Raw genomic sequence first — 18,784 nt, forward strand, 5'->3', positions numbered from 1 at the left:
AGAGGCGCATGGACTTCACGCTGAGCGAACGCGAAACCTATTTCCGCGACCGGGTGCGCGCCTTCATCGATCAGGAGATCCGCCCGCGCCAGGCCGAGCATGACGCGCAGGCGCATGCCGGCGAGCGGTGGAAGGTGATCCCGGTCATCGAAGCGTGCAAGGAAAAGGCGAAGGCGGCGGGCCTGTGGAATTTCTTCATGCCGCCCAACTCAGGCCAGACGCACGTCGACGATACTTTCCCGTTCGAGGGGACACAGCTCACCAACCTCGAATATGCGCTGTGCGCCGAGGAGATGGGCAAGGTCGACTGGGCGTCGGAGGTGTTCAACTGCTCCGCGCCCGACACCGGTAACATGGAGGTGTTCCACCGCTACGGCACGCGCGACCAGAAGGAGCGCTGGCTCGGCCCGCTGATGCGCGCCGAGATCCGCTCGGCCTTCCTGATGACAGAGCCGGCGGTCGCCTCGTCCGACGCCACAAATATCGAGACGTCGATGGTCCGTGACGGCGATCATTACGTCATCAACGGCCGCAAATGGTGGTCGTCCGGGGTCGGCGATCCGCGCTGCAAGGTCGCGATCGTGATGGGCAAGACTGATACCTCGGCCAAGCGCCATGCGCAGCAGAGCATGATCCTGATGCCGATGGACGCGCCCGGCGTGACGATCGAGCGGATGCTCAGCGTTTATGGCTACGACCACGCGCCGCACGGCCATGGCGAGGTGGTGATGAACGATGTGCGCGTGCCGGTGGAGAACGTGCTGCTCGGCGAGGGCAGGGGGTTCGAGATCGCGCAGGGGCGGCTCGGGCCGGGGCGCATCCATCACTGCATGCGCACGATCGGCGTTGCCGAGACGGCAATCGAGGCGATGGCCAAGCGGCTGCTGTCGCGCGTCGCCTTCGGCAAGCGGATCGCCGACCATTCGGTGTGGGAACAGCGGATCGCCAAGGCGCGCATCGATATCGAGATGACGCGGCTGCTCTGCCTCAAGGCGGCGGACATGATGGACAAGGCGGGCAACAAATCGGCGCAGCTCGAGATCGCGATGATCAAGGTCGCCGCGCCCAATATGGCGCTGCAGATCCTCGACGACGCAATCCAGGCGCATGGCGGCGGCGGCGTGTCGCAGGATTTCCATCTCGCCCACGCCTGGGCGGCGATGCGCACGCTGCGCTTCGCCGACGGCCCGGACGAGGTCCACAATCGCGCGATCGCGCGGGCGGAGTTCGGCAAATACGGGGACTATGCGGCCGAGCGGCCGGTGCGGTAACCGATCTCACCCTCACCCTTCCGACGCTTCGCGTCTCCCTCCCTCTCCCGGCGGCAGAGGGAAGAGCCGGCGGAGCCGGCGAAGGGTGAGGGTGCGCGCGATCCGCTGATTGCGAAAGGAACATCCGATGAAAGCCGCCATCCTCTTCGAACCCAAACAACCGCTCGGCATCGAGGAGGTCACCGTCTCGGCGCCTGCCGCACACGAAGTCCTCATCCGCACCGCCGCGGTCGGCGTCTGTCGCTCCGACCTGCATTTCGTCGACGGCATCTACCCGCATGCGCTGCCGACGATTCCCGGCCACGAGGCCGCCGGCGTCGTCGAGGCGATCGGCAGCGAGGTGCGCACGGTCAAGGTCGGCGATCATGTCGTCACCTGCCTGTCGGCCTATTGCGGCCAGTGCGAATTCTGCGTCACCGGCCGCATGGCGCTGTGCGTCGACGCCGCCGTCCGCCGCCCCAAGGGGGCGCCGCCGCGGCTGATGCTCGGCGACCGGCCGGTCGCGCAGATGCTCAACCTGTCGGCCTATGCCGAACAGATGCTGATCCATGAACACGCCTGCGTCGCGATCGATCGCGATATGCCGCTCGACCGCGCGGCGTTGCTCGGCTGCGCGGTGACCACCGGCGCGGGTGCGGTGTTCAACACCACCGACGTGACGCCCGGCGAGACGGTGTGCGTCGTCGGCTGCGGCGGCATCGGCCTCGCCGCGATCAACGCCGCGAAGATCGCGGGCGCGGGCAAGATCATCGCGCTCGATCCGGTGGCGGAGAAGCGCGCGCTCGCCGAAAAGCTCGGCGCGACGCACAGTATCGACGCCGGCTCCCCGACCGCGGCCGACGAGGTGATCGAACTCACCCGCGGCGGCGTCCATCACGCGATCGAGGCGGTCGGTCGGCCGCAGAGCGCCGCCACCGCGGTCAAGGTGCTGCGCCGCGGCGGCACCGCGACGATCCTCGGCATGCTGCCGCCTAGCGAGTCGGTCGGCCTGTCGGCGATCGACCTGCTCTCGGGCAAGAAGCTGCAGGGCGGACTGATGGGCAGCAACCGTTTCCCGGTCGACATCCCGCGCCTCGTCGACTTCTACCTGCGCGGCGCGCTCGAACTCGACACGATCATCGCCGAGCGCCTGCCGCTGGAGCGGATCAACCACGCCTTCGCCGAACTCCGCAAGGGCGACGCGACGCGCACCGTCATCACCTTCGGGTGAGGATCATTTCCTTCACCGTCTTGGCGGCGAGGAGCCGAGCATCATGACCATCGCATCCGACACCATCCCCGTCGCCGACAAGGACCGCCTCGATGAGGCGAAAGTTACCGCGTGGATGGAGGCGAACGTCGCCGGCTTCTCCGGTCCGCTGACCTACGCCAAATTCGCCGGCGGCCAGTCCAACCCGACCTATCGGATCGACAGCCCGTCGGGCGCCTATGTGCTGCGTCGCAAGCCGTTCGGCGTGCTGCTGCCGTCGGCGCATGCGGTCGACCGCGAATATCGTCTGATCGCCGGCCTCCACCCCACCGGCTTTCCCGTCGCCAGACCCTATGGCCTGTGCACCGACGAGCGCGTCGTCGGCGCGATGTTCTACGTGATGGCGCTGGTCGAGGGCCGCAACCTGTGGGACGGCACGCTCCCCGATTACGCCCCGGCCGAGCGCACCGGCCTCTACAATGCGATGGTCGACACGCTCGCCGACCTGCACAATACCGACCACGTCGCCGCCGGCCTCGGCGACTATGGCAAGCCCGGCAATTATTTCGCGCGGCAGGTCGAACGCTGGACGAAACAATATCGCGCCAGCGAAACCGAACTTATGCCCGAGGTCGAACGCCTCATCGCCTTCCTGCCGCGCACCGTTCCCGAACAGACGCGCACGTCGATCGTCCACGGCGACTATCGCATCGACAATATGATCTTCCACGCCACCGAGCCGCGCGTCGTCGCGGTCCTCGACTGGGAGTTGTCGACGCTCGGCGATCCGCTCGCCGATTTCTCCTATTTCCTGATGAGCTGGGTCACCGAGCCCGAGGGACGATCGGGCGTGAAGGGGCAGACCGGGCCGGAAACGGGCATCCCGACGATCGAGGATATGGTGGAGCGCTATTGCGCGCGCACCGGCCGCGACGGCGTTCCCGATCTCAACTGGTATTTCGCCTACAACCTCTTCCGCCTGACCGGCATCGTCCAGGGTATCAAGAAGCGGATCGTCGACGGCACCGCGTCGAGCGCGCAGGCGGAGCGGTCGGCGGCGCAGGTCCATCGCCTCGCCGCGGCGAGCTGGCATTTCGCGCAAGCCGCAGGAGCCTGACGCCATGGCCCGTTTCACCGACCGATCGATCGTCGTCACCGGCGCGGGGAGCGGCATCGGCCGCGCCGCCGCCCTGTTGTTCGCCGCGGAGGGCGGCCGCGTCGTCGTCGCCGATCGTACCGAGGGCGCCGACGAGACCGCCGCGCTGATCGCCGCCGCCGGTGGCACCGCCCGCGCGATCCGCATCGACGCTGGCGACGAGGACGACGTGATCCGCGCGATCGCGCTCGCCCGCGATGCGTTCGGCGGGCTCGACGTGATGTTCGCCAATGCCGGTATCTCGGGCGGCATGGCCAATATCTTCGATACCGATGTCGCGCTGATCACCGAGGTGCTGCGCGTCAATCTGGTCGGACCGTTCCTCGCGATCAAACATGCCGCGCCGCATATCGCCGAGCGTGGCGGCGGCGCGATCGTGCTGACCGCCAGCGTCGCCGGCATCCGCTCGGGCGCGGGCTCGCCCGCCTATTCCGCGTCCAAGGCGGGCGTCATCAACCTCGCCGCGGTCGCCGCGCAGCAGCTTTCGGGCAGCAACGTCCGCGTCAATGCGCTGTGTCCCGGTCTGACCGAGACGGGCATGACGCAGCCGGTGTTCGATTATGCCCGCGACGTCGGCAAGGAGGATCGGATCGGCCGTCTCAACCCGCTGCGCCGCGGCGCGCAGCCGGAGGAACTGGCAAAAGTCGCGCTGTTCCTCGCGTCGGACGACGCCAGCTATGTCAACGGTCAGGCGATCGCGGTCGACGGCGGCCTGTCGTCGAGCCACCCGGTCACCCGGCAAGAGTATGGCAAGACTGCGGTATGAGCGACTTGCCGCCGTCATCATAGCGGATCAGGATGACGGCATGCTCGCGCTCCTCACCGTCGTCGCCCTGGCAGCCGCCGACATCCCGCCGCCGCCCGCGCCGCCGGGCGAACAACAGCTCGTCAGTTGGGTGATGAGCCCGGCGCTATGTCGTGGGAGCGGCGACACGCCGCGCGCCGAGCGCATGGTCCGCCCACCCGACCCGCAGCATGCGCTCGCCTGGCTATATCCGGCCGTGTTGCGACCGGTGACGCTGGATTTCCGTATCGATGCGACCGGCCGTCCCTTGTCGATCGTCCGCGTGAACCCGGACTATCAGTTCGCGATGGCCGACGTCGTGCCGGCGTTCGCCGCGAGTCGCTTCGCGCCGGGAGGCGAACGCAGCCGCTGCACCGTGACCTTCACCGCCCGGACCGATGCGATCGCCGTCGCGCCGGTTGCCGACCTCGTCGCTTACAGCGTGTTCCCCAATGAACCGCCGCCGCGGGCCGTGTGGGATCGCGTGCGTCCGCCGGGATCGACCTGCACCGATCCGGTCCCCGAGGTGTTGCTCCGCGCCTTCCCCCATTTCAAGGCGCTGCCCGATCAGCCCGGTTACCGTAGCTGGTCGATGGTCGGCTACGATCTCGATCGCTCCGGCAAGCCGGTCAGGCCGCACATCACCACCACCAGCGGCACGCCCGCATTGGATCAGGCATCGGTGCGTGCCGTCGCGACATCGCGTTTCGAGCGCGGCGCCCGCACGGGCTGCTTCTTTCCTTATTGGAAGGGGGCGGCGACTCTGCCTGCGCCGCCGGCGCCCGAAGAGGACAGCGTCCGCCCCGCCGACGCCACCTGTCCCAAGGAGCATGACTTCGATCGCAAGCCGGCGCTGCTCTACCCCGAGCGCTATAGCCGGCGCAGCATCGAAGGCTGGGCGATCATCGCCTTCGACGTCGCCTCCTGGGGCGCGACCGGCAACATCCGCACACTGGCGTCCGAGCCAACGAGCGAATTCGGGGAGGCTGCCAAAGCAATGATCGGCAACGTCACGTTCAAACCGTCGCCGCACGGCTATACCGGCTGTATCGAACGGGTCTTCTATCGCATGCCGGCAGTCAAAAAGGCCGTCCCGGGCTAGACCGTCCGCCGGCGGATCAGCCCTTCCTGCGCCGTCGTCGCGACCAGTCGCCCGTCCTGCGTGAAGATGCTGCCGCGGTTCATGCCGCGCGCGTGGCCCGCCCAGGGGCTGTCGGTGGTATAGAGCAGCCATGCGTCGGCGCGGAACGGCTCGTGGATCCACAGCGCATGGTCGAGGCTGGCGGTCTGCATCTCGGGCATCAGCCAGTTGACGCCATGCGGCATCATCGACGTCGCCAGCAGCGCCATGTCCGAGGCATAGGCCAGCGCGGCGCGGTGCACCGCCGGATCGTCGCCGATCCCCGCCGCGGTGCGGAACCAAGCGGCGTTGCTCGGCGCGCGCTTCTCGGGCGCGAACCAGCTGCGCGGATAGAGCGGCCGCATCTCGATCGCATTCTGCCGCCGCGTGAAGAAGTCGCGAAACTTTTCCGGCACCTGATCCGCAATCGCGAGGCGCAACTCGCGTTCCGACTTGAGCGTTTCCGGACCCGGTACGTCGGGCATGGCGTCCTGATGTTGCAGCCCTTCCTCGGGCATCTGGAACGAGGCGGCGAGGTTGAGGATCGGTTGACCCATCTGCACCGCGACCACGCGCCGCGTCGCGAAGCTGCGACCGTCGAAGTCGCGCGTCACCCGATAGATGATCGGGAAATTCTCATCCCCCGGCCGCATGAAATAGGCGTGGAGCGAATGCGCGTCCTTGCCCTCGACCGAGCGCTGCGCCGCCTGCAACGCCTGCGCGATCACCTGTCCGCCGAACACCCGGCCGCGGCCGCCCGGCTGGCGCGAACCGCGGTACAGGTCGGTATCGATCTCCTCGACGTCGAGCAGCGTGACGAGCATCGCCGCCAGTTCCTCGGGTGTGCGCTCGCCCATCAATAGCCTGCCGCCTTCGCCAGCCGGTCGGCATGGAAGCCGATGTCGCCGAACATCTCGGCGAGCACGCGGGCGCGTTTCATGTAGAAGCCGATGTCATATTCGTCGGTCATGCCGATGCCGCCGTGCATCTGGATGCCCTCCTGCACGCTGAGCGTCGTCGCCATGCCGGTCATCGCCTTGGCGATCGACACCGCGGCGTCCGCTTCGGCGCCGGTATCGAGCAATTGCTGCGCCTTGAGCACGGCGGCGCGCGCCACCTCCATCTCGGCATAGAGATGCGCGGCGCGGTGCTGCAACGCCTGGAAGCTGCCGATCGCGACGCCGAACTGCCTGCGCTCCTTGAGATAGCCGACGGTCATGTCCATCGCGCGGCCGCCGACGCCGAGCAGCTCCGCCGCCGCGCCGGTCCGGCCCGCGCGCAGCAACCGGTCGAGCGGCCCGCGGCCGCCGTCAACCTCGCCGATCACCGCGTCGGCATCGACCTCGACGCCCTCGAAGGCGATCCGCGCGGCGAGGCTCGAATCCGCCAGCCGCTCGGGCGTCGCGGTGAGGTTGGCGGCGTCCTTCGGCACCGCGAACAGCGTGACGCCCTCGGCCTCGTCGGGCGACCCTGCGGTGCGCGCCGCGACGATCAGCAGATCGGCGACATGGCCATGCGTGACGAACTGCTTCGCGCCGGTCAGGCGGAAGCCGTTGCCGGAACGCTCCGCGGTCATCGCGATCCGGTCGCGATGCTTTGCGCCCTCGTCGATCGCCAGCGCCGCCACCGTCTCGCCGGCGACGATGCCGGGAAACCAGCGCTCCGCCTGCGCCGAGCCCTTCAGCGCCTCGACCGCCGCGACCGCGGTGGCGAGGAAGGGGGAGGGGGACAGGTTGCGGCCGATCTCCTCCAGCACCACGCCCGCCTCGACATGGCCGAGCCCGAGCCCGCCTTGCGCCTCGGGGATCAATACGCCGTTGAGGCCCATTTCGGCGAACTGCTTCCACAGGTCGCGGCTGAAACCGGTCGGGTCGTTGCCGTCGCGCAAGGACCGCAAATGGCCGACGGGAGCGTGTTCGGCGATGAAGTCCTTCGCCGTATCGCGGAGCATCGTCTGTTCGTCGTTGAGGTAGAGGGGCATCGGGAAACTTTCGTGTTCCGGCGGAAGCCGGAACCCAGGGTTCCAGGCGTTCCGCTATGTGGCTCCGGGCTCCTGCTTGCGCAGGAGCACAAGGGATCAGGCGCCGGGCAGCTCGAGGATCCGCTTGGCGATGATGTTGAGCTGGATCTCGCTCGTCCCGCCCTCGATCGAATTGGCCTTGGTGCGCAGCCACGCGCGCGGCATCGCGCCGGTGCGCGAACGCTCGCTCTCCCATTCGAGCGCATCCGACCCGCCCGAGGCCATCATCAGCTCGTAGCGATCCTTGTTCAGCTCGGTGCCGACATATTTCATCATGCTCGGCTGCGCGGGATGCGCGCGTCCCGCCTTCAGCTCGTCGATGAACCGTTCGGACATCGCCGCGAACGCCTTGGCGCGCACCTCGAACAGCGCGATCTGCGTGCGCAGCACCGGGTCCGCCAGCCGCCCGTCATGATCGAGCCCGATCGTCGCGATCGCCCCCTCGACCAAGGGATTGCGCCCGCCGGTCGCCAGCCCCATGCCCGAGATCATCTCGCGCTCGTGGCCGAGCAGATATTTGGCGACGTCCCAGCCCTTGTTCTCGTCGTGGATGCGGTTCGCCTTGGGCACCTTCACATCGTCCATGAAGGTCTCGCAGAAGGGCGAATAGCCGCTGATCAGCAGGATCGGCTTGGTCGAGACGCCCGGCGAGGCCATGTCGAACAGCACGAAGCTGATCCCGCCCTGTTTCGATGCCTTGCTGGTGCGCACCAGACAGAAGATCCAGTCGGCCTTGTCGGCATAGCTGGTCCACACCTTCTGGCCGTTGACGATATAATGATCGCCCGCATCCTCGGCGCTGGCGGCGAGGCCGGCGAGGTCGGACCCGGCATTGGGTTCGGAATAGCCCTGGCACCAGCGGATCTCGCCGCGGGCGATCTTGGGCAGATGCTCCAGCTTCTGCTCCTCGGTGCCATATTTCAACAGTGCCGGCCCGAGCATCGAGATACCGAACGAATTGAGCGGATTGCGCGCACGGATCGCCGCCATCTCCTCGCGCAGGATCTTGGTCTGCGCCGCCGACAGCCCGCCGCCGCCATAGGCCTTGGGCCAGTCGGGGACGGTCCAGCCGCGCGCCGCCATCCGGTCGAGCCAGTCCTTCTGTGCCGGCGACGACGGCGCGAAATTACGCCCGCCCCAGCAGACGTCGGTGTCGGATCGCACCGGCTCGCGCATCTCGGGCGGGCAATTCTCCGCCAGCCAAGCGCGGGTGTCCGAGCGGAAGGTGTCGAGGTCGGTGTCGGTCATGTCATGTCCTCTCCGCCGTTCGTGCTGAGCCTGTCGAAGCACGGTGGGTCACGCGGCCCTTCGACAGGCTCGGGGCAAACGGACTGTTACTTGATGGTGCCGCTCTTCAGGCTTTTGGCGACCGGGAAGCCGTGCTTCTCCAGCCCTGCGACGACCTTCTCGTATCCTTCGGTCTTCGCCCAGAACATCGGCCCGCCGCGATAGACCGGCCAGCCGTAACCGTAGATCCACACCACATCGATGTCGGACGCGCGCTGCGCCATCCCCTCCTCGAGGATCAGCGCGCCCTCGTTGACCATCGTGTAGAGCGTGCGCTCGATGATCTCCTCGTCGGTGACGTCATGCTGCGGCGTGTTCGTCTTCGCCCGCCATTCGTCGATGATGTCGGCTACGCGGGGTGAGGGGGTGGGGTTTCGCTTCTCGTCGTAATCGTAAAAGCCCGCCTGCTTCTTCTGTCCCCAGCGCCCCTCGGCGGCGAGCGCGTCGCGGATGTTCTCGATCCGATTGGGATCGCGGTGCCAGCCGATATCGACGCCGGCGAGGTCGGCCATCTGGAACGGCCCCATCGGCATGCCGAAGGCGACATGGACGCGATCGATCTGCTCCGGCGTCGCGCCTTCGAGCAGCAATTTGTTCGCCTCGACCTGGCGCGGCATCAGCATGCGGTTGCCGATGAAGCCATAGGTGACACCGGCGACCACCGCGACCTTCCTGATCGTCTTGGCGAGGTCCATGACCGTCGCGAGCACGTCGGGTGCGGTCTTCGCGCCGCGCACCACCTCGAGCAGCTTCATGACGTTGGCCGGCGAGAAGAAATGCATGCCGACTACGTCCTGCGGCCGGGCAGTGCAGGCGGCGATCTCGTCGATGTTAAGATAGGAGGTGTTGGAGGCGAGGATCGCGCCGGGCTTGGCGATCGTGTCGAGCCGGGTGAAGATCTCCTGCTTCACCTCCATATTTTCATAGACCGCCTCGATGATGAGGTCGCACTCGCCCAGCGCGTCGAAATCGAGCGTCGGGGTGAGCGCGGCCATCGCCGCGTCGACCTGTTCGGGCTTCATCCGGCCCTTGGCGGCGGTCGCCTCGTAATTCTTGCGGATCGTCGCGACGCCGCGGTCGAGCGCCTCCTGCTGCATCTCGACGATCGTCACCGGAATCCCGGCCGACAGGAAGTTCATCGAGATGCCGCCGCCCATCGTGCCGGCACCGATCACGCCGACGCGGTTGATCGGGCGGCGCGGCGTATCGGCGGGCACGTCGTCGATCTTGGCGGCCTGCCGCTCGGCGAAGAAGATGTGGCGCTGCGCGGCGGACTGGTTGCCCATCATCAGCCGCATGAATTCCTGCCGCTCGAAGGCGATGCCCTCGGCAAACGGCAGCTCGGTCGCCTTGACGACGCAGGCGATATTGGCGGCGGGCGCGTCGAAGCCGCGGAAGCGGCGGGCATTCTCCTTCTGGAACGCGGCGACCGCTTCGGGATCGGGTTTCGCCTCGCGCTCCGACGCGCGCGGGATCGGCCGCTTCGCCTTGACCTCGCGGGCGAAGGCGATCGCATCGGCCTCCAGGCTGTCCTCGCCGACGATCCGATCGATCAGCCCGGCCTCCTGCGCCTTCTTCGCCGGAATCGGATCGCCCTTGGCGGTCAGTTCGAGCGCGACGCGCACCCCCGCGATCCGCGGCAGCCGCTGCGTGCCGCCCGCGCCGGGCAGCAGGCCGAGCTTCACCTCGGGCGTACCGATCTTCGCGGAGGGCACCGCGACGCGGTAGTGGCAGCCGAGCGCCACTTCGCAGCCGCCGCCGAGCGCGGTGCCGTGGATCGCCGCGACCACCGGCTTGGTCGATGCCTCGATCATGTCGACCACCGTTGGCAGGCCAGGCTCGACCATCGGCTTGCCGAATTCGGTGATGTCGGCGCCGGCGAAGAAGGTGCGGCCGTCGCAGCGGATCACCATCGCCTCGACCGTCGCATCGGCGACGCCTTCCTTGATCGCCGCCTCGAGGCCCTGCCGCACCGCCGCGCCGAGCGCGTTGACCGGCGGATTGTCGGATATGATGACGAGCACCTCGCCATGGCGTTCGGTGCGGATCGGTGAAGTCATGGAACGGTCCTTCGCTAATCGTCAGTTGAGCGCGGCGTAGATCATCGTCTTCAGCTCGCGGCGGATCGGATAGAGGCTCGACGGGCTGAACTGCGTCATGAACACCATGTGCAGCCGCTCGACGGGATCGATGAAGAAGGCGGTCGAGAACATGCCGCCCCAATAATATTCGCCCTGCGACCCCGGGATCATCGTCTTCGCCACGTCCTGCGTCACCGCGAAGCCTAGGCCGAAACCGGTGCCGGCATTCTGCGTCTCGCTGAACAGCGAGCGCGACAGGCTGGCGAGATCCTTGCCGCCGGGCAGATGGTTCATCGTCATCAGGTCGAGCGTCTTGCGCCCGACGATGCGCACGCCGTCCAGCGTCCCGCCATTCTCGCACATCCGGCAGAAGCGGTGATAATCGAGCGCGCTCGACACCAGCCCGCCGCCGCCCGACAGCAAGCGGGGACTCCGGCTCCATGCGCTCGCCTCGCCGCGATCGTAGAGCTGGCGCTGCCGGTCCTCGCCGAGCGTGTAGCAATCGGTCAGCCGGTCGATCTTGTCGGCCGGCACCTGGAAGAAGGTGTCGTCCATGCCGAGCGGCGCGAAGATCCGCTCCGCGAAGAAGGCGTCGAGCGTCTGGCCCGACACCCGCTCGATCACCGCACCGAGCACGTCGGTGGCGACCGAATAATTCCAGCCCTCGCCCGGCGAGAATTCCAGCGGCAATTTGCCCAATGCGGCGACGAAGCCGTCGAGGTCGAGATTGCCGTGCCAGCTTTCGATCCGCCCCTCGCGATAGGCGGCGTCGACGTTCGAGCGGTTCTGGAAGCTGTAGGTCAGCCCGGAGGTATGCCGCAGCAGGTCAAGCATCCGCATCGGTTCCGCGGTCGGCTTCGTCGCGAACGGCACCCCTGCGCCCCCGCCATTGTAGACGCCGAGCTGCTTGAATTCGGGCAGGACGTGATGGACGGGCGTATCCACCGCCACCTTGCCCGCCTCGACCAGCATCATGAACGCAATCGAGGTGATCGGCTTGGTCATCGACGCGATGCGGAACAGCGACCGGTCGTCGATCGCCGCGCCGCCCTCGCGCGCCGCACCCTGATGCGAGAAATGGACGATCTCGCCGTCGCGCGCGATCAGCAGCTGCGCGTGCGGGAGCAGCCCGGTGTCGAGATACCGCGCCTTTAGAAAGGCATCGATCGCGGCGAGGCGGCCGGCATCGAAACCCGTCGCGGAGGCGGTCGCATTGGTCATCCTGTTGCCATACCCCGATTTCTAAACTTTGTCCTCTATTGCCTTGAGCGGGGCCGGAATCAACAGTAACCTTTCGTCGAAACGCAGGTCGCTGCAGGCCTCGCCGACGAAAGGATGCAGTTTTGCCAAGCGCTTCGGTTGTCCCGCTGCCGGCGTCATGGCCGGCGATGTCCATCGCGCAGGCGCATGCGCTGCTGACCGCGCCGGGCGCGAAGTTCGAGATGGAGACGATCGTCCTCCAGGGCGTCGCGACCCGCGTCTGGAAGAACGCGCCGCCGACGCTGCGCGATCTGGTTTCGGCGAGTCGCGCGCATGGCGACCGGCTGTTCGTCGTCTTCGAGGAAGAGCGGGTGACGTACGACGCGCATCATCGCGCCGTCGCCGCGCTCGCCGCCGATCTGGTCGCGCGCGGGGTGGGCAAGGGCGACCGCGTCGCGCTGGCGATGCGCAACCTGCCCGAATGGCCGGTCGCCTTCTTCGCCGCGGTTTCGATCGGCGCGATCGTCGTCCCGCTCAACGCCTGGTGGACCGGAGCGGAGCTGGATTACGGCCTGCGCGACTCGGGCGCGACGGCGCTGATCGCCGATGCCGAGCGCCACGACCGGCTGGCGCCTTTCTATGCCGGCTTGCCCGATCTCCAACACGTCCTCGTCACCCGCGCCGCCGCGGATGTCACCGGTGCGACGCGGCTCGAATCGGTCATCGGGACGCCGGGAGACTGGCCGGCCTTGCCCGATGCGGCGCTCCCTGCAGCGGCGCTGGCCCCCGAGGATGACGCGACGATCTTCTACACCAGCGGCACCACCGGTGCGCCGAAGGGGGCGTTGGGCACGCACCGCAACCTGACCAGCAACATCCTGTCGAGCGGCTTCACCGCCGCGCGCGCCTATCTGCGTCGCGGCGAGGCGCCGCCCGATCCGACGCCGCGCGTCGCGCTCACCGTCATCCCGCTGTTCCACGTCACCGCCTGTTCGGCGGGGATGATGGGGTCGGTGGCGACCGGATCGACCTTGGTCTTCATGCGCAAATGGGATGCGACGCAGGCGCTTGAGATCATCGCGCGCGAGCGGGTCAACCTGACCGGTGGCGTGCCGACCATCGCCTGGCAGCTGCTCGAACATCCCGATCGCGACCGCTACGATCTCTCGTCGCTCGATTCGATCGCTTATGGCGGCGCGCCCTCCGCGCCCGAACTGGTCCGGCGCATCTATGAGGAATTCGGTGCGCTGCCCGGCAACGGCTGGGGGATGACCGAGACGACCGCGACGGTGACGCAGCATGGCGGCGAGGATTATCTCAACCGCCCCGACAGCGCCGGCGCGGCGGTCGCGGCGGCGGACATCGAGGTGCGCGGCGAGGATGGCGTCACCGTGCTGCCGCCCGATACGATCGGCGAATTGTGGGCGCGCGGGCCGATGATCGCCAAAGGCTATTGGAACAAGCCGGAGGCGACCGCGGCGACCTTCGTCGACGGCTGGGTGCATACCGGCGATCTGGCGCGAATCGACGCCGACGGGTTCCTGTTCATCGCCGACCGCGCCAAGGACATCGTCATCCGCGGCGGCGAGAACATCTATTCGATCGAGGTCGAGAACGTCCTCTACGCCCACCCCGCGGTCACCGACGCGGCCTTGGTCGGCATTCCGCACCGGACGCTCGGCGAGGAGCCGGCGGCGGTGGTCCATCTCTGCCCCGGCTGCACCGCGGACGAGGCCGAGCTGCAGGCCTTCGTCCGCGCCCGGCTGGCCGGGTTCAAGGTCCCGGTCGCGATCCGTTTCATGGCCACGCCGCTGCCGCGCAACGCCAATGGCAAGATCCTGAAGAAGGAGCTGAAAGCGCTGTTCGCCTGTGCCGGCTGACCAATCGCAAGAACCACGGTGGCGGTGGCCGAAAATGCGCTAGGGTGAAGGGCTATGGCCGACGATCCCGCTTCGATATCCCCCGCTTCCGTCATCACGCCCGAGGAGCAGGTCGCGCTCGGCGCGCCGCTGCTGCCCGGCACGCGCAGCGAGATCGGCCGCATCGCGCAACGCCGCGACCGGCTGCTCGCCGCGCTGACGCTTATCGCCGGCATCGGCCTGACGCTCGGCATTCCGTTCGCGCTGAAATCGGGAGCGGAATTCTTCATGCCGCTGACCATCGCGCTGGTCATCGCGATCGCGCTGGTGCCGGTGCTCGAATGGCTGGAGCGGCGGCGCATCCCCTCGGCGATCGCGGCGCTGTTCTGCGTCCTCGTGTTCCTCATCATCGTCAACGTCGTGATCGCGGCGATCGTCGTCCCCGCGACCGACTTCTTCCAATTGCTCCCCAGCCGGATCAGCCGCATCCAGCACAATCTGTCGCCGCTGCTCGACCTCTATTCGACGCTCGAAAAGTCGGTGAACAAGATGTTCCGGCAGATCGCCTCCACCCCGGTGCGCCAGCCGCAGACCGCCGCGGTCGCGCCGCCCAGCTCGATCCTCGAACTCGCCGCCACCTCGGCGCCGACGGTGATCGTCCAGTTCTTCTTCGGCATCCTGATCGTCTTCTTCTTCCTCTCCGGCTGGACCGGCATGCGCAAGAAGACGATCACCGGCCGCACCAGCTTCGACGGCGCGATGGCGACCGCGCGGGTGATCCAGGACGTCGTCGACGACGTCTCGGCCTATCTCGGCACGATCACGCTCATCAATCTGACGCTGGGCGGCGTCGTCGCCGGCGCGCTGTATTTCATCGGCATGCCGTCGCCGCTGATGTGGGGCGGCATCGTCGCCCTGCTCAACTACATCCCCTATTTCGGGCCGATCATCGCCGCCTTCCTGCTGGCGATCGGCGGGATGATGACCTTCACCGACATCTGGGTGGCGATGCTGCCGCCGGCGGTGATGATCGGCTGCCATTTCCTCGAGGCCAATGCGATCACGCCGCTGATCGTCGGCCATAGGCTGACGATCAGCCCGCTGATGATCCTCGTCTCGATCAGCTTCTGGGGCTGGGTCTGGGGGACGGCGGGGGCGCTGCTCGCGGTGCCGCTGCTCATCATCATCCAGACCGTGCTCGGCGCGGCGGGCAAGCCCGATATCGCCGGCTTCCTGTTCGAGCACGGCACCTTGGTGCAGCAGGAACGCGCCCGCCGGAAGCGCGATGAGGGCGGGAACGATCCGGCGCGCGAATAGGCCGTTGACACCCCCCCGCGCCTCGCCTAGTTGGCGCGCCTCAACGCTTTCAGCGGGTGTAGCTCAGTTGGTTAGAGCGCCGGCCTGTCACGCCGGAGGTCGCGGGTTCGAGCCCCGTCACTCGCGCCATTCCCTCCTCGGGAACGGGAAAGTCTTCGGAAACATGCGGGAGTATGTCGCGTCGCCGGTCGGGCGGACGATCTGCTCCGACCGCGTATCACGCGGGTGTAGCTCAGTTGGTTAGAGCGCCGGCCTGTCACGCCGGAGGTCGCGGGTTCGAGCCCCGTCACTCGCGCCATCCGGTTCACGGATGATGCCCCCCCCGATCCCTATCGCCAGCGCCCGGTCTCCATCCAGAGCAGCAGCGGCTTCATCGGCATGATCCACACGATTCCGGTGACGAGATAGAAGGGCAGTTGCAGCCACCACGGCCAGCCGCCGATGATCCCCGACGCGCTGACCACGATCGCGCACCACAGGCCGATCAGCATCAGGATGAGCAGGACGCCTGCGGGTTTGCGCCAACTGGGGGTCATGGGACGATCCAATCCGATTCGGTAGCGATGGCGTGCAGCGGCACGTCCCACGGGTCGGTGGGGCAGGCGTCGACCTGCTGCACCGACCAGGCGATGCCGACCCGCCAGGCGTCGGGGAGCTGCGCGAAGACGCGGTCGTAATAACCCGCCCCCTGTCCGAGCCGCCAGCCGGCGCGGTCGAAGCCGACCAGCGGCGTCAGGACGATGTCGGGCCGCAGTTCGGGGGCGTCGGCCGGGGGCTGGAGCAGGCCGTAGAGCCCCGCGACGAGCGGTGCCGCCGCGTCCCATGCGAGGAAGCGCATCGGTGCGCTGCGGCCGGTGACATGGGGCAGCGCGATGCGGCATCCGGCGGCACGGGCGGCGGCGATGAGCGGGGCAGGATCCGCCTCGCTGCCGAGGGGCATATAGCCGGCGACGACGAGGCCCTCGCGCAGCCGCGCACGGAACGCATCCGCGACGAAGATGACACCATCGCGCGCGAAGCCGTCGCGGACGGCGCGCAATCGGGCGCGAAGGGCGAGCTTGTCGGTCATCGCTCCGGTTCGCTGCGCGCGGGAGGGAAGGGGCGGGTGGCGGGACCGCCGTGGCCGTGTGCCAAAGTATCCGCCGACGCCTGGTAACGTCAGGTGGGGACCATATACTTCGGACCAGGGTCCTAGCAGGGACAGCCCCCTTGGATGATGAATAGCCTCAGGGATAAAGTAAGGCTCGTACCGGGCAGAACCCGCCACGGCATGATCTAGTGCGTCGCGGGGGTGGTGGCAATGGGTGCGGCCACGTATCCCGCCCCCCAATCACCCCGGATCGCGCTCCAGCGCGTTGGCGAGCGCCTCCAGCCGGTCGGCGATCCGTGCCAGGGCCGGCTCGCTCACCGCCGCGCCCTCGGGCGGGCGCTGCTGAATCTCGTCGAGATTGTCGGCCAGCATCAGCGCGACGAACAGCATCGCCCGCTCGCCGGGAATGTTCGCCGCCGCGCGCAACGCCGTCGGCCAGCGCTCGTCGAGCATCCGCCCGAGCTGTTGCAGCCGCGCTTCCTCGCCGTCGCGGCAGGCGACGGTGAACGGCCGGGTGCCGATGGTCAGCGTGACATTGGCCATCAGGAGGCCGTGCCGCGCGCGATGACGTCGTCCAGCGCCGCCACCGCCTCGGCCATCCGCGCCTTCAGCGCGGCGTGGCGGCGGGCGAGCGCGTCCCCGGCCCGGGCGCGGGAGTCGATGGCGGATTCGATTCGGGCGATCGCGGCATCGATGCGATCGACCGCGCTGGGAGTGTCGGGCATGGCAGGCGACGTAGGCGCGGCCGGGGCGAGCGGCAAGCGGGCAAAGCCCGTCCCGCAATCGGACCGGCGCACGCCGCGCGCGGTTGACAGAATGGGCCGCACCCTCGCAAAGGCTGGCGCGCCCAGCGCGGCCCGATGCGTCGCGCAGTTCATGCACACGCGAGGAGAGACCAGATGACGGTGAAGGTTGCGATCAACGGCTTCGGACGCATCGGACGTCTCGTCGCCCGCGCGATCATCGAGCGCAACGCCGGCGACCTCGAGCTGGTCGCGATCAACGACCTGGCCGACGCCAAATCGAACGCGTGGCTGTTCAGCCGCGACAGCGTCCACGGCAAATATCCCGGCACCGTCGTCGCGGAAGGCAACGACCTCGTCATCGATGGCAAGCGCATCCGCGTCACCGCCGAGCGCGATCCTGCCAATCTGCCGCACAAGGAACTGGGCGTCGAGCTGGTGCTCGAATGCACCGGCTTCTTCACTGACAATGTCGCCTGCCAGAAGCATATCGATGCCGGCGCCAAGAAGGTGCTGATTTCGGCGCCCGGCAAGGGCGTCGACCTGACCGTCGTCTACGGCGTCAACCACGACAAGCTGACCGCCGAGCACACGATCGTCTCCAACGCCTCGTGCACGACCAACTGCCTCGCGCCGGTCGCCAAGGTGCTCAACGACGCGATCGGCATCGAGCGCGGCCTGATGACCACCGTCCACGCTTACACCAACGACCAGAAGATCCTCGACCAGATCCACCCGGACCTGCGCCGCGCCCGCGCCGCCGCGATGTCGATGATCCCGACCACCACCGGCGCCGCCCGCGCGGTCGGCGAGGTGCTGCCCGAGCTCAAGGGGAAGCTCGACGGGTCGGCGATCCGCGTGCCGGTGCCGGACGTCAGCCTGATCGACCTGACCTTCACACCGAAGCGCGACACGACCAAGGACGAGGTCAATGCGATCCTCAAGGCGGCGTCGGAAGACGGCCCGCTCAAGGGCGTGCTGGTCTATTCGGACGAGCCGCTTGTCTCGATCGACCTGATGCATTCGCCGCAGTCGTCGACCGTCGACAGTCTCGAAACCGCGGTGCTCGACGGCAAGCTCGTCCGCGTGGTGAGCTGGTACGACAATGAATGGGGCTTCTCCAACCGCATGGTCGACACCGCGACCGTGATGGCGAGCTTCCTCTAAGCCGATGGCCATGCCGGGCGGCGTGCTGGTCGGGATCGCCCGGCATGCCCGTCCCAAGGGGCCGATGGAGCTGCTGGAGACGGTCGAGGTGACCGTCGACGGCGGTCTCGACGGCGATTGTCGCGGGCGGGTCAAGCCCAATGGCCGCGGCCGCCGTCAGGTAACGCTGATGGAGCGCGGCGACTGGCAGGCGGCGATGGCCGAACTCGGTCAGGCGATCCCGTGGCAGGAGCGGCGGGCCAATCTGCTGCTCGACGGCATCGACATTCCGCAGGTGCCGGGGACGCGGATCCGGATCGGCACGGTCGAGCTCGAGATCACCGTGGAATGCGATCCCTGCTTCCGCATGGAGGCGGTCGCGCCCGGTCTTGAGGCGGCGCTGACCCCCGACTGGCGGGGCGGCGCCTGTACGCGCGTCAAGGCGGGCGGGCGGATCGCGCTCGGCGATGCGGTGACGGTGATCCGGCCCGGCATCACATAGCCCTCCACCGTTCGCCCTG

Annotated in this window: 18 protein-coding genes and 2 tRNA genes; 11 read left to right on the forward strand and 9 right to left on the reverse strand. The window is 67.9% G+C overall.

Features of this window, described 5'->3' with window-relative positions; all coding sequences use genetic code 11:
* Positions 1-8 precede the first annotated feature (8 nt).
* From FFS23_RS00425 to FFS23_RS00445, 5 genes are all read left to right on the forward strand, one after another.
* Complete coding sequence (locus tag FFS23_RS00425; protein WP_137896959.1) at positions 9-1,271, forward strand: acyl-CoA dehydrogenase family protein; 1,263 nt, start codon at positions 9-11, stop codon at positions 1,269-1,271.
* Between the two features lie 127 nt (positions 1,272-1,398).
* Positions 1,399-2,481, forward strand: coding sequence for a Zn-dependent alcohol dehydrogenase (locus tag FFS23_RS00430; RefSeq protein ID WP_137896960.1), 1,083 nt, complete (start codon positions 1,399-1,401; stop codon positions 2,479-2,481).
* 43 nt (positions 2,482-2,524) lie between these two features.
* Positions 2,525-3,577 carry a phosphotransferase family protein gene (locus tag FFS23_RS00435; RefSeq protein ID WP_137896961.1) on the forward strand — a complete coding sequence of 351 codons (1,053 nt, stop codon included), beginning with the start codon at positions 2,525-2,527 and terminating at the stop codon, positions 3,575-3,577.
* 4 nt (positions 3,578-3,581) lie between these two features.
* Complete coding sequence (locus FFS23_RS00440; protein WP_137896962.1) at positions 3,582-4,382, forward strand: SDR family NAD(P)-dependent oxidoreductase; 801 nt, start codon at positions 3,582-3,584, stop codon at positions 4,380-4,382.
* 40 nt (positions 4,383-4,422) lie between these two features.
* Positions 4,423-5,502 carry an energy transducer TonB gene (locus FFS23_RS00445; protein WP_171009299.1) on the forward strand — a complete coding sequence of 360 codons (1,080 nt, stop codon included), beginning with the start codon at positions 4,423-4,425 and terminating at the stop codon, positions 5,500-5,502.
* On the opposite strand, the gene FFS23_RS00450 is transcribed toward FFS23_RS00445, so the two are convergent.
* The 5 genes from FFS23_RS00450 to FFS23_RS00470 form a co-directional block, all read right to left on the reverse strand.
* Positions 5,499-6,377: an acyl-CoA thioesterase gene (locus FFS23_RS00450; protein WP_137896964.1), complete on the reverse strand. Its 879-nt coding sequence runs from the start codon at positions 6,375-6,377 to the stop codon at positions 5,499-5,501. The genes FFS23_RS00445 and FFS23_RS00450 overlap by 4 nt on opposite strands.
* The gene (locus FFS23_RS00455; protein ID WP_137896965.1) at positions 6,377-7,501 is read right to left on the reverse strand and encodes an acyl-CoA dehydrogenase family protein; all 1,125 of its coding nucleotides are present in this window, start codon (positions 7,499-7,501) and stop codon (positions 6,377-6,379) included. The genes FFS23_RS00450 and FFS23_RS00455 overlap by 1 nt, the downstream gene beginning before the upstream one ends.
* A 96-nt stretch (positions 7,502-7,597) precedes the next feature.
* Complete coding sequence (locus FFS23_RS00460; protein ID WP_137896966.1) at positions 7,598-8,788, reverse strand: acyl-CoA dehydrogenase family protein; 1,191 nt, start codon at positions 8,786-8,788, stop codon at positions 7,598-7,600.
* A gap of 86 nt (positions 8,789-8,874) precedes the next feature.
* Entirely contained in the window at positions 8,875-10,887 is a 2,013-nt protein-coding gene (locus FFS23_RS00465) for a 3-hydroxyacyl-CoA dehydrogenase NAD-binding domain-containing protein (protein ID WP_137896967.1), read from the reverse strand.
* A gap of 21 nt (positions 10,888-10,908) precedes the next feature.
* Complete coding sequence (locus FFS23_RS00470) at positions 10,909-12,129, reverse strand: serine hydrolase domain-containing protein (protein WP_137896968.1); 1,221 nt, start codon at positions 12,127-12,129, stop codon at positions 10,909-10,911.
* 167 nt (positions 12,130-12,296) lie between these two features.
* Between FFS23_RS00470 and FFS23_RS00475 the strand changes: the two genes are divergently transcribed.
* The 4 genes from FFS23_RS00475 to FFS23_RS00490 all read left to right on the forward strand — a co-directional run bounded on the left by FFS23_RS00475 (position 12,297) and on the right by FFS23_RS00490 (position 15,582).
* Positions 12,297-13,988, forward strand: a complete 1,692-nt coding sequence (locus FFS23_RS00475) for a class I adenylate-forming enzyme family protein (RefSeq protein ID WP_137896969.1) — start codon at positions 12,297-12,299, stop codon at positions 13,986-13,988.
* Positions 13,989-14,042: 54 nt separating this feature from the next.
* Positions 14,043-15,284: an AI-2E family transporter gene (locus FFS23_RS00480; protein WP_038660377.1), complete on the forward strand. Its 1,242-nt coding sequence runs from the start codon at positions 14,043-14,045 to the stop codon at positions 15,282-15,284.
* Between the two features lie 52 nt (positions 15,285-15,336).
* Positions 15,337-15,413: transfer RNA gene (locus FFS23_RS00485), tRNA-Asp, on the forward strand.
* Between the two features lie 92 nt (positions 15,414-15,505).
* Positions 15,506-15,582: transfer RNA gene (locus FFS23_RS00490), tRNA-Asp, on the forward strand.
* Between the two features lie 31 nt (positions 15,583-15,613).
* On the opposite strand, the gene FFS23_RS00495 is transcribed toward FFS23_RS00490, so the two are convergent.
* The 4 genes from FFS23_RS00495 to FFS23_RS00510 form a co-directional block, all read right to left on the reverse strand.
* A complete protein-coding gene (locus FFS23_RS00495; RefSeq protein ID WP_038660374.1) occupies positions 15,614-15,820 on the reverse strand; it encodes a DUF2842 domain-containing protein in 207 nt (68 codons plus the stop codon).
* A complete protein-coding gene (locus FFS23_RS00500; RefSeq protein ID WP_137896970.1) occupies positions 15,817-16,353 on the reverse strand; it encodes a 5-formyltetrahydrofolate cyclo-ligase in 537 nt (178 codons plus the stop codon). Before FFS23_RS00500 ends, FFS23_RS00495 begins: the two co-directional genes overlap by 4 nt.
* Before the next feature lie 261 nt (positions 16,354-16,614).
* Positions 16,615-16,917: a cell division protein ZapA gene (locus FFS23_RS00505; protein ID WP_137896971.1), complete on the reverse strand. Its 303-nt coding sequence runs from the start codon at positions 16,915-16,917 to the stop codon at positions 16,615-16,617.
* Positions 16,917-17,099 (reverse strand): hypothetical protein, encoded by a 183-nt coding sequence (locus FFS23_RS00510; RefSeq protein ID WP_038660364.1) that lies wholly within the window; start codon positions 17,097-17,099, stop codon positions 16,917-16,919. Before FFS23_RS00510 ends, FFS23_RS00505 begins: the two co-directional genes overlap by 1 nt.
* A 174-nt stretch (positions 17,100-17,273) precedes the next feature.
* On the opposite strand from FFS23_RS00510, the gene gap reads away from it, so the two are divergent.
* Both gap and FFS23_RS00520 read left to right on the forward strand, forming a co-directional pair.
* On the forward strand, positions 17,274-18,284 hold the full coding sequence (gap, locus tag FFS23_RS00515; protein WP_038660361.1) for a type I glyceraldehyde-3-phosphate dehydrogenase: 1,011 nt from the start codon (positions 17,274-17,276) through the stop codon (positions 18,282-18,284).
* 4 nt (positions 18,285-18,288) lie between these two features.
* A complete protein-coding gene (locus FFS23_RS00520; protein ID WP_502702105.1) occupies positions 18,289-18,765 on the forward strand; it encodes an MOSC domain-containing protein in 477 nt (158 codons plus the stop codon).
* The last annotated feature ends 19 nt before the right edge of the window (positions 18,766-18,784 follow it).

Origin of the sequence: Sphingomonas sp. 2SG, assembly GCF_005503285.1 — a bacterium.
Taxonomy (GTDB): Bacteria; Pseudomonadota; Alphaproteobacteria; order Sphingomonadales; family Sphingomonadaceae; genus Sphingomonas; species Sphingomonas taxi.

Excerpts from the sequence above, each read along its gene's own strand:
- FFS23_RS00425 (WP_137896959.1), top strand. The coding sequence starts at position 9 with ATGGACTTCACGCTGAGCGAACGCGAAACCTATTTCCGCGACCGGGTG.
- FFS23_RS00430 (WP_137896960.1), top strand. The coding sequence starts at position 1,399 with ATGAAAGCCGCCATCCTCTTCGAACCCAAACAACCGCTCGGCATCGAG.
- FFS23_RS00435 (WP_137896961.1), top strand. The coding sequence starts at position 2,525 with ATGACCATCGCATCCGACACCATCCCCGTCGCCGACAAGGACCGCCTC.
- FFS23_RS00440 (WP_137896962.1), top strand. The coding sequence starts at position 3,582 with ATGGCCCGTTTCACCGACCGATCGATCGTCGTCACCGGCGCGGGGAGC.
- FFS23_RS00445 (WP_171009299.1), top strand. The coding sequence starts at position 4,423 with ATGCTCGCGCTCCTCACCGTCGTCGCCCTGGCAGCCGCCGACATCCCG.
- FFS23_RS00450 (WP_137896964.1), bottom strand. The coding sequence starts at position 6,377 with ATGGGCGAGCGCACACCCGAGGAACTGGCGGCGATGCTCGTCACGCTG.
- FFS23_RS00455 (WP_137896965.1), bottom strand. The coding sequence starts at position 7,501 with ATGCCCCTCTACCTCAACGACGAACAGACGATGCTCCGCGATACGGCG.
- FFS23_RS00460 (WP_137896966.1), bottom strand. The coding sequence starts at position 8,788 with ATGACCGACACCGACCTCGACACCTTCCGCTCGGACACCCGCGCTTGG.
- FFS23_RS00465 (WP_137896967.1), bottom strand. The coding sequence starts at position 10,887 with ATGACTTCACCGATCCGCACCGAACGCCATGGCGAGGTGCTCGTCATC.
- FFS23_RS00470 (WP_137896968.1), bottom strand. The coding sequence starts at position 12,129 with ATGACCAATGCGACCGCCTCCGCGACGGGTTTCGATGCCGGCCGCCTC.
- FFS23_RS00475 (WP_137896969.1), top strand. The coding sequence starts at position 12,297 with ATGTCCATCGCGCAGGCGCATGCGCTGCTGACCGCGCCGGGCGCGAAG.
- FFS23_RS00480 (WP_038660377.1), top strand. The coding sequence starts at position 14,043 with ATGGCCGACGATCCCGCTTCGATATCCCCCGCTTCCGTCATCACGCCC.
- FFS23_RS00495 (WP_038660374.1), bottom strand. The coding sequence starts at position 15,820 with ATGACCCCCAGTTGGCGCAAACCCGCAGGCGTCCTGCTCATCCTGATG.
- FFS23_RS00500 (WP_137896970.1), bottom strand. The coding sequence starts at position 16,353 with ATGACCGACAAGCTCGCCCTTCGCGCCCGATTGCGCGCCGTCCGCGAC.
- FFS23_RS00505 (WP_137896971.1), bottom strand. The coding sequence starts at position 16,917 with ATGGCCAATGTCACGCTGACCATCGGCACCCGGCCGTTCACCGTCGCC.
- FFS23_RS00510 (WP_038660364.1), bottom strand. The coding sequence starts at position 17,099 with ATGCCCGACACTCCCAGCGCGGTCGATCGCATCGATGCCGCGATCGCC.
- gap (WP_038660361.1), top strand. The coding sequence starts at position 17,274 with ATGACGGTGAAGGTTGCGATCAACGGCTTCGGACGCATCGGACGTCTC.
- FFS23_RS00520 (WP_502702105.1), top strand. The coding sequence starts at position 18,289 with ATGGCCATGCCGGGCGGCGTGCTGGTCGGGATCGCCCGGCATGCCCGT.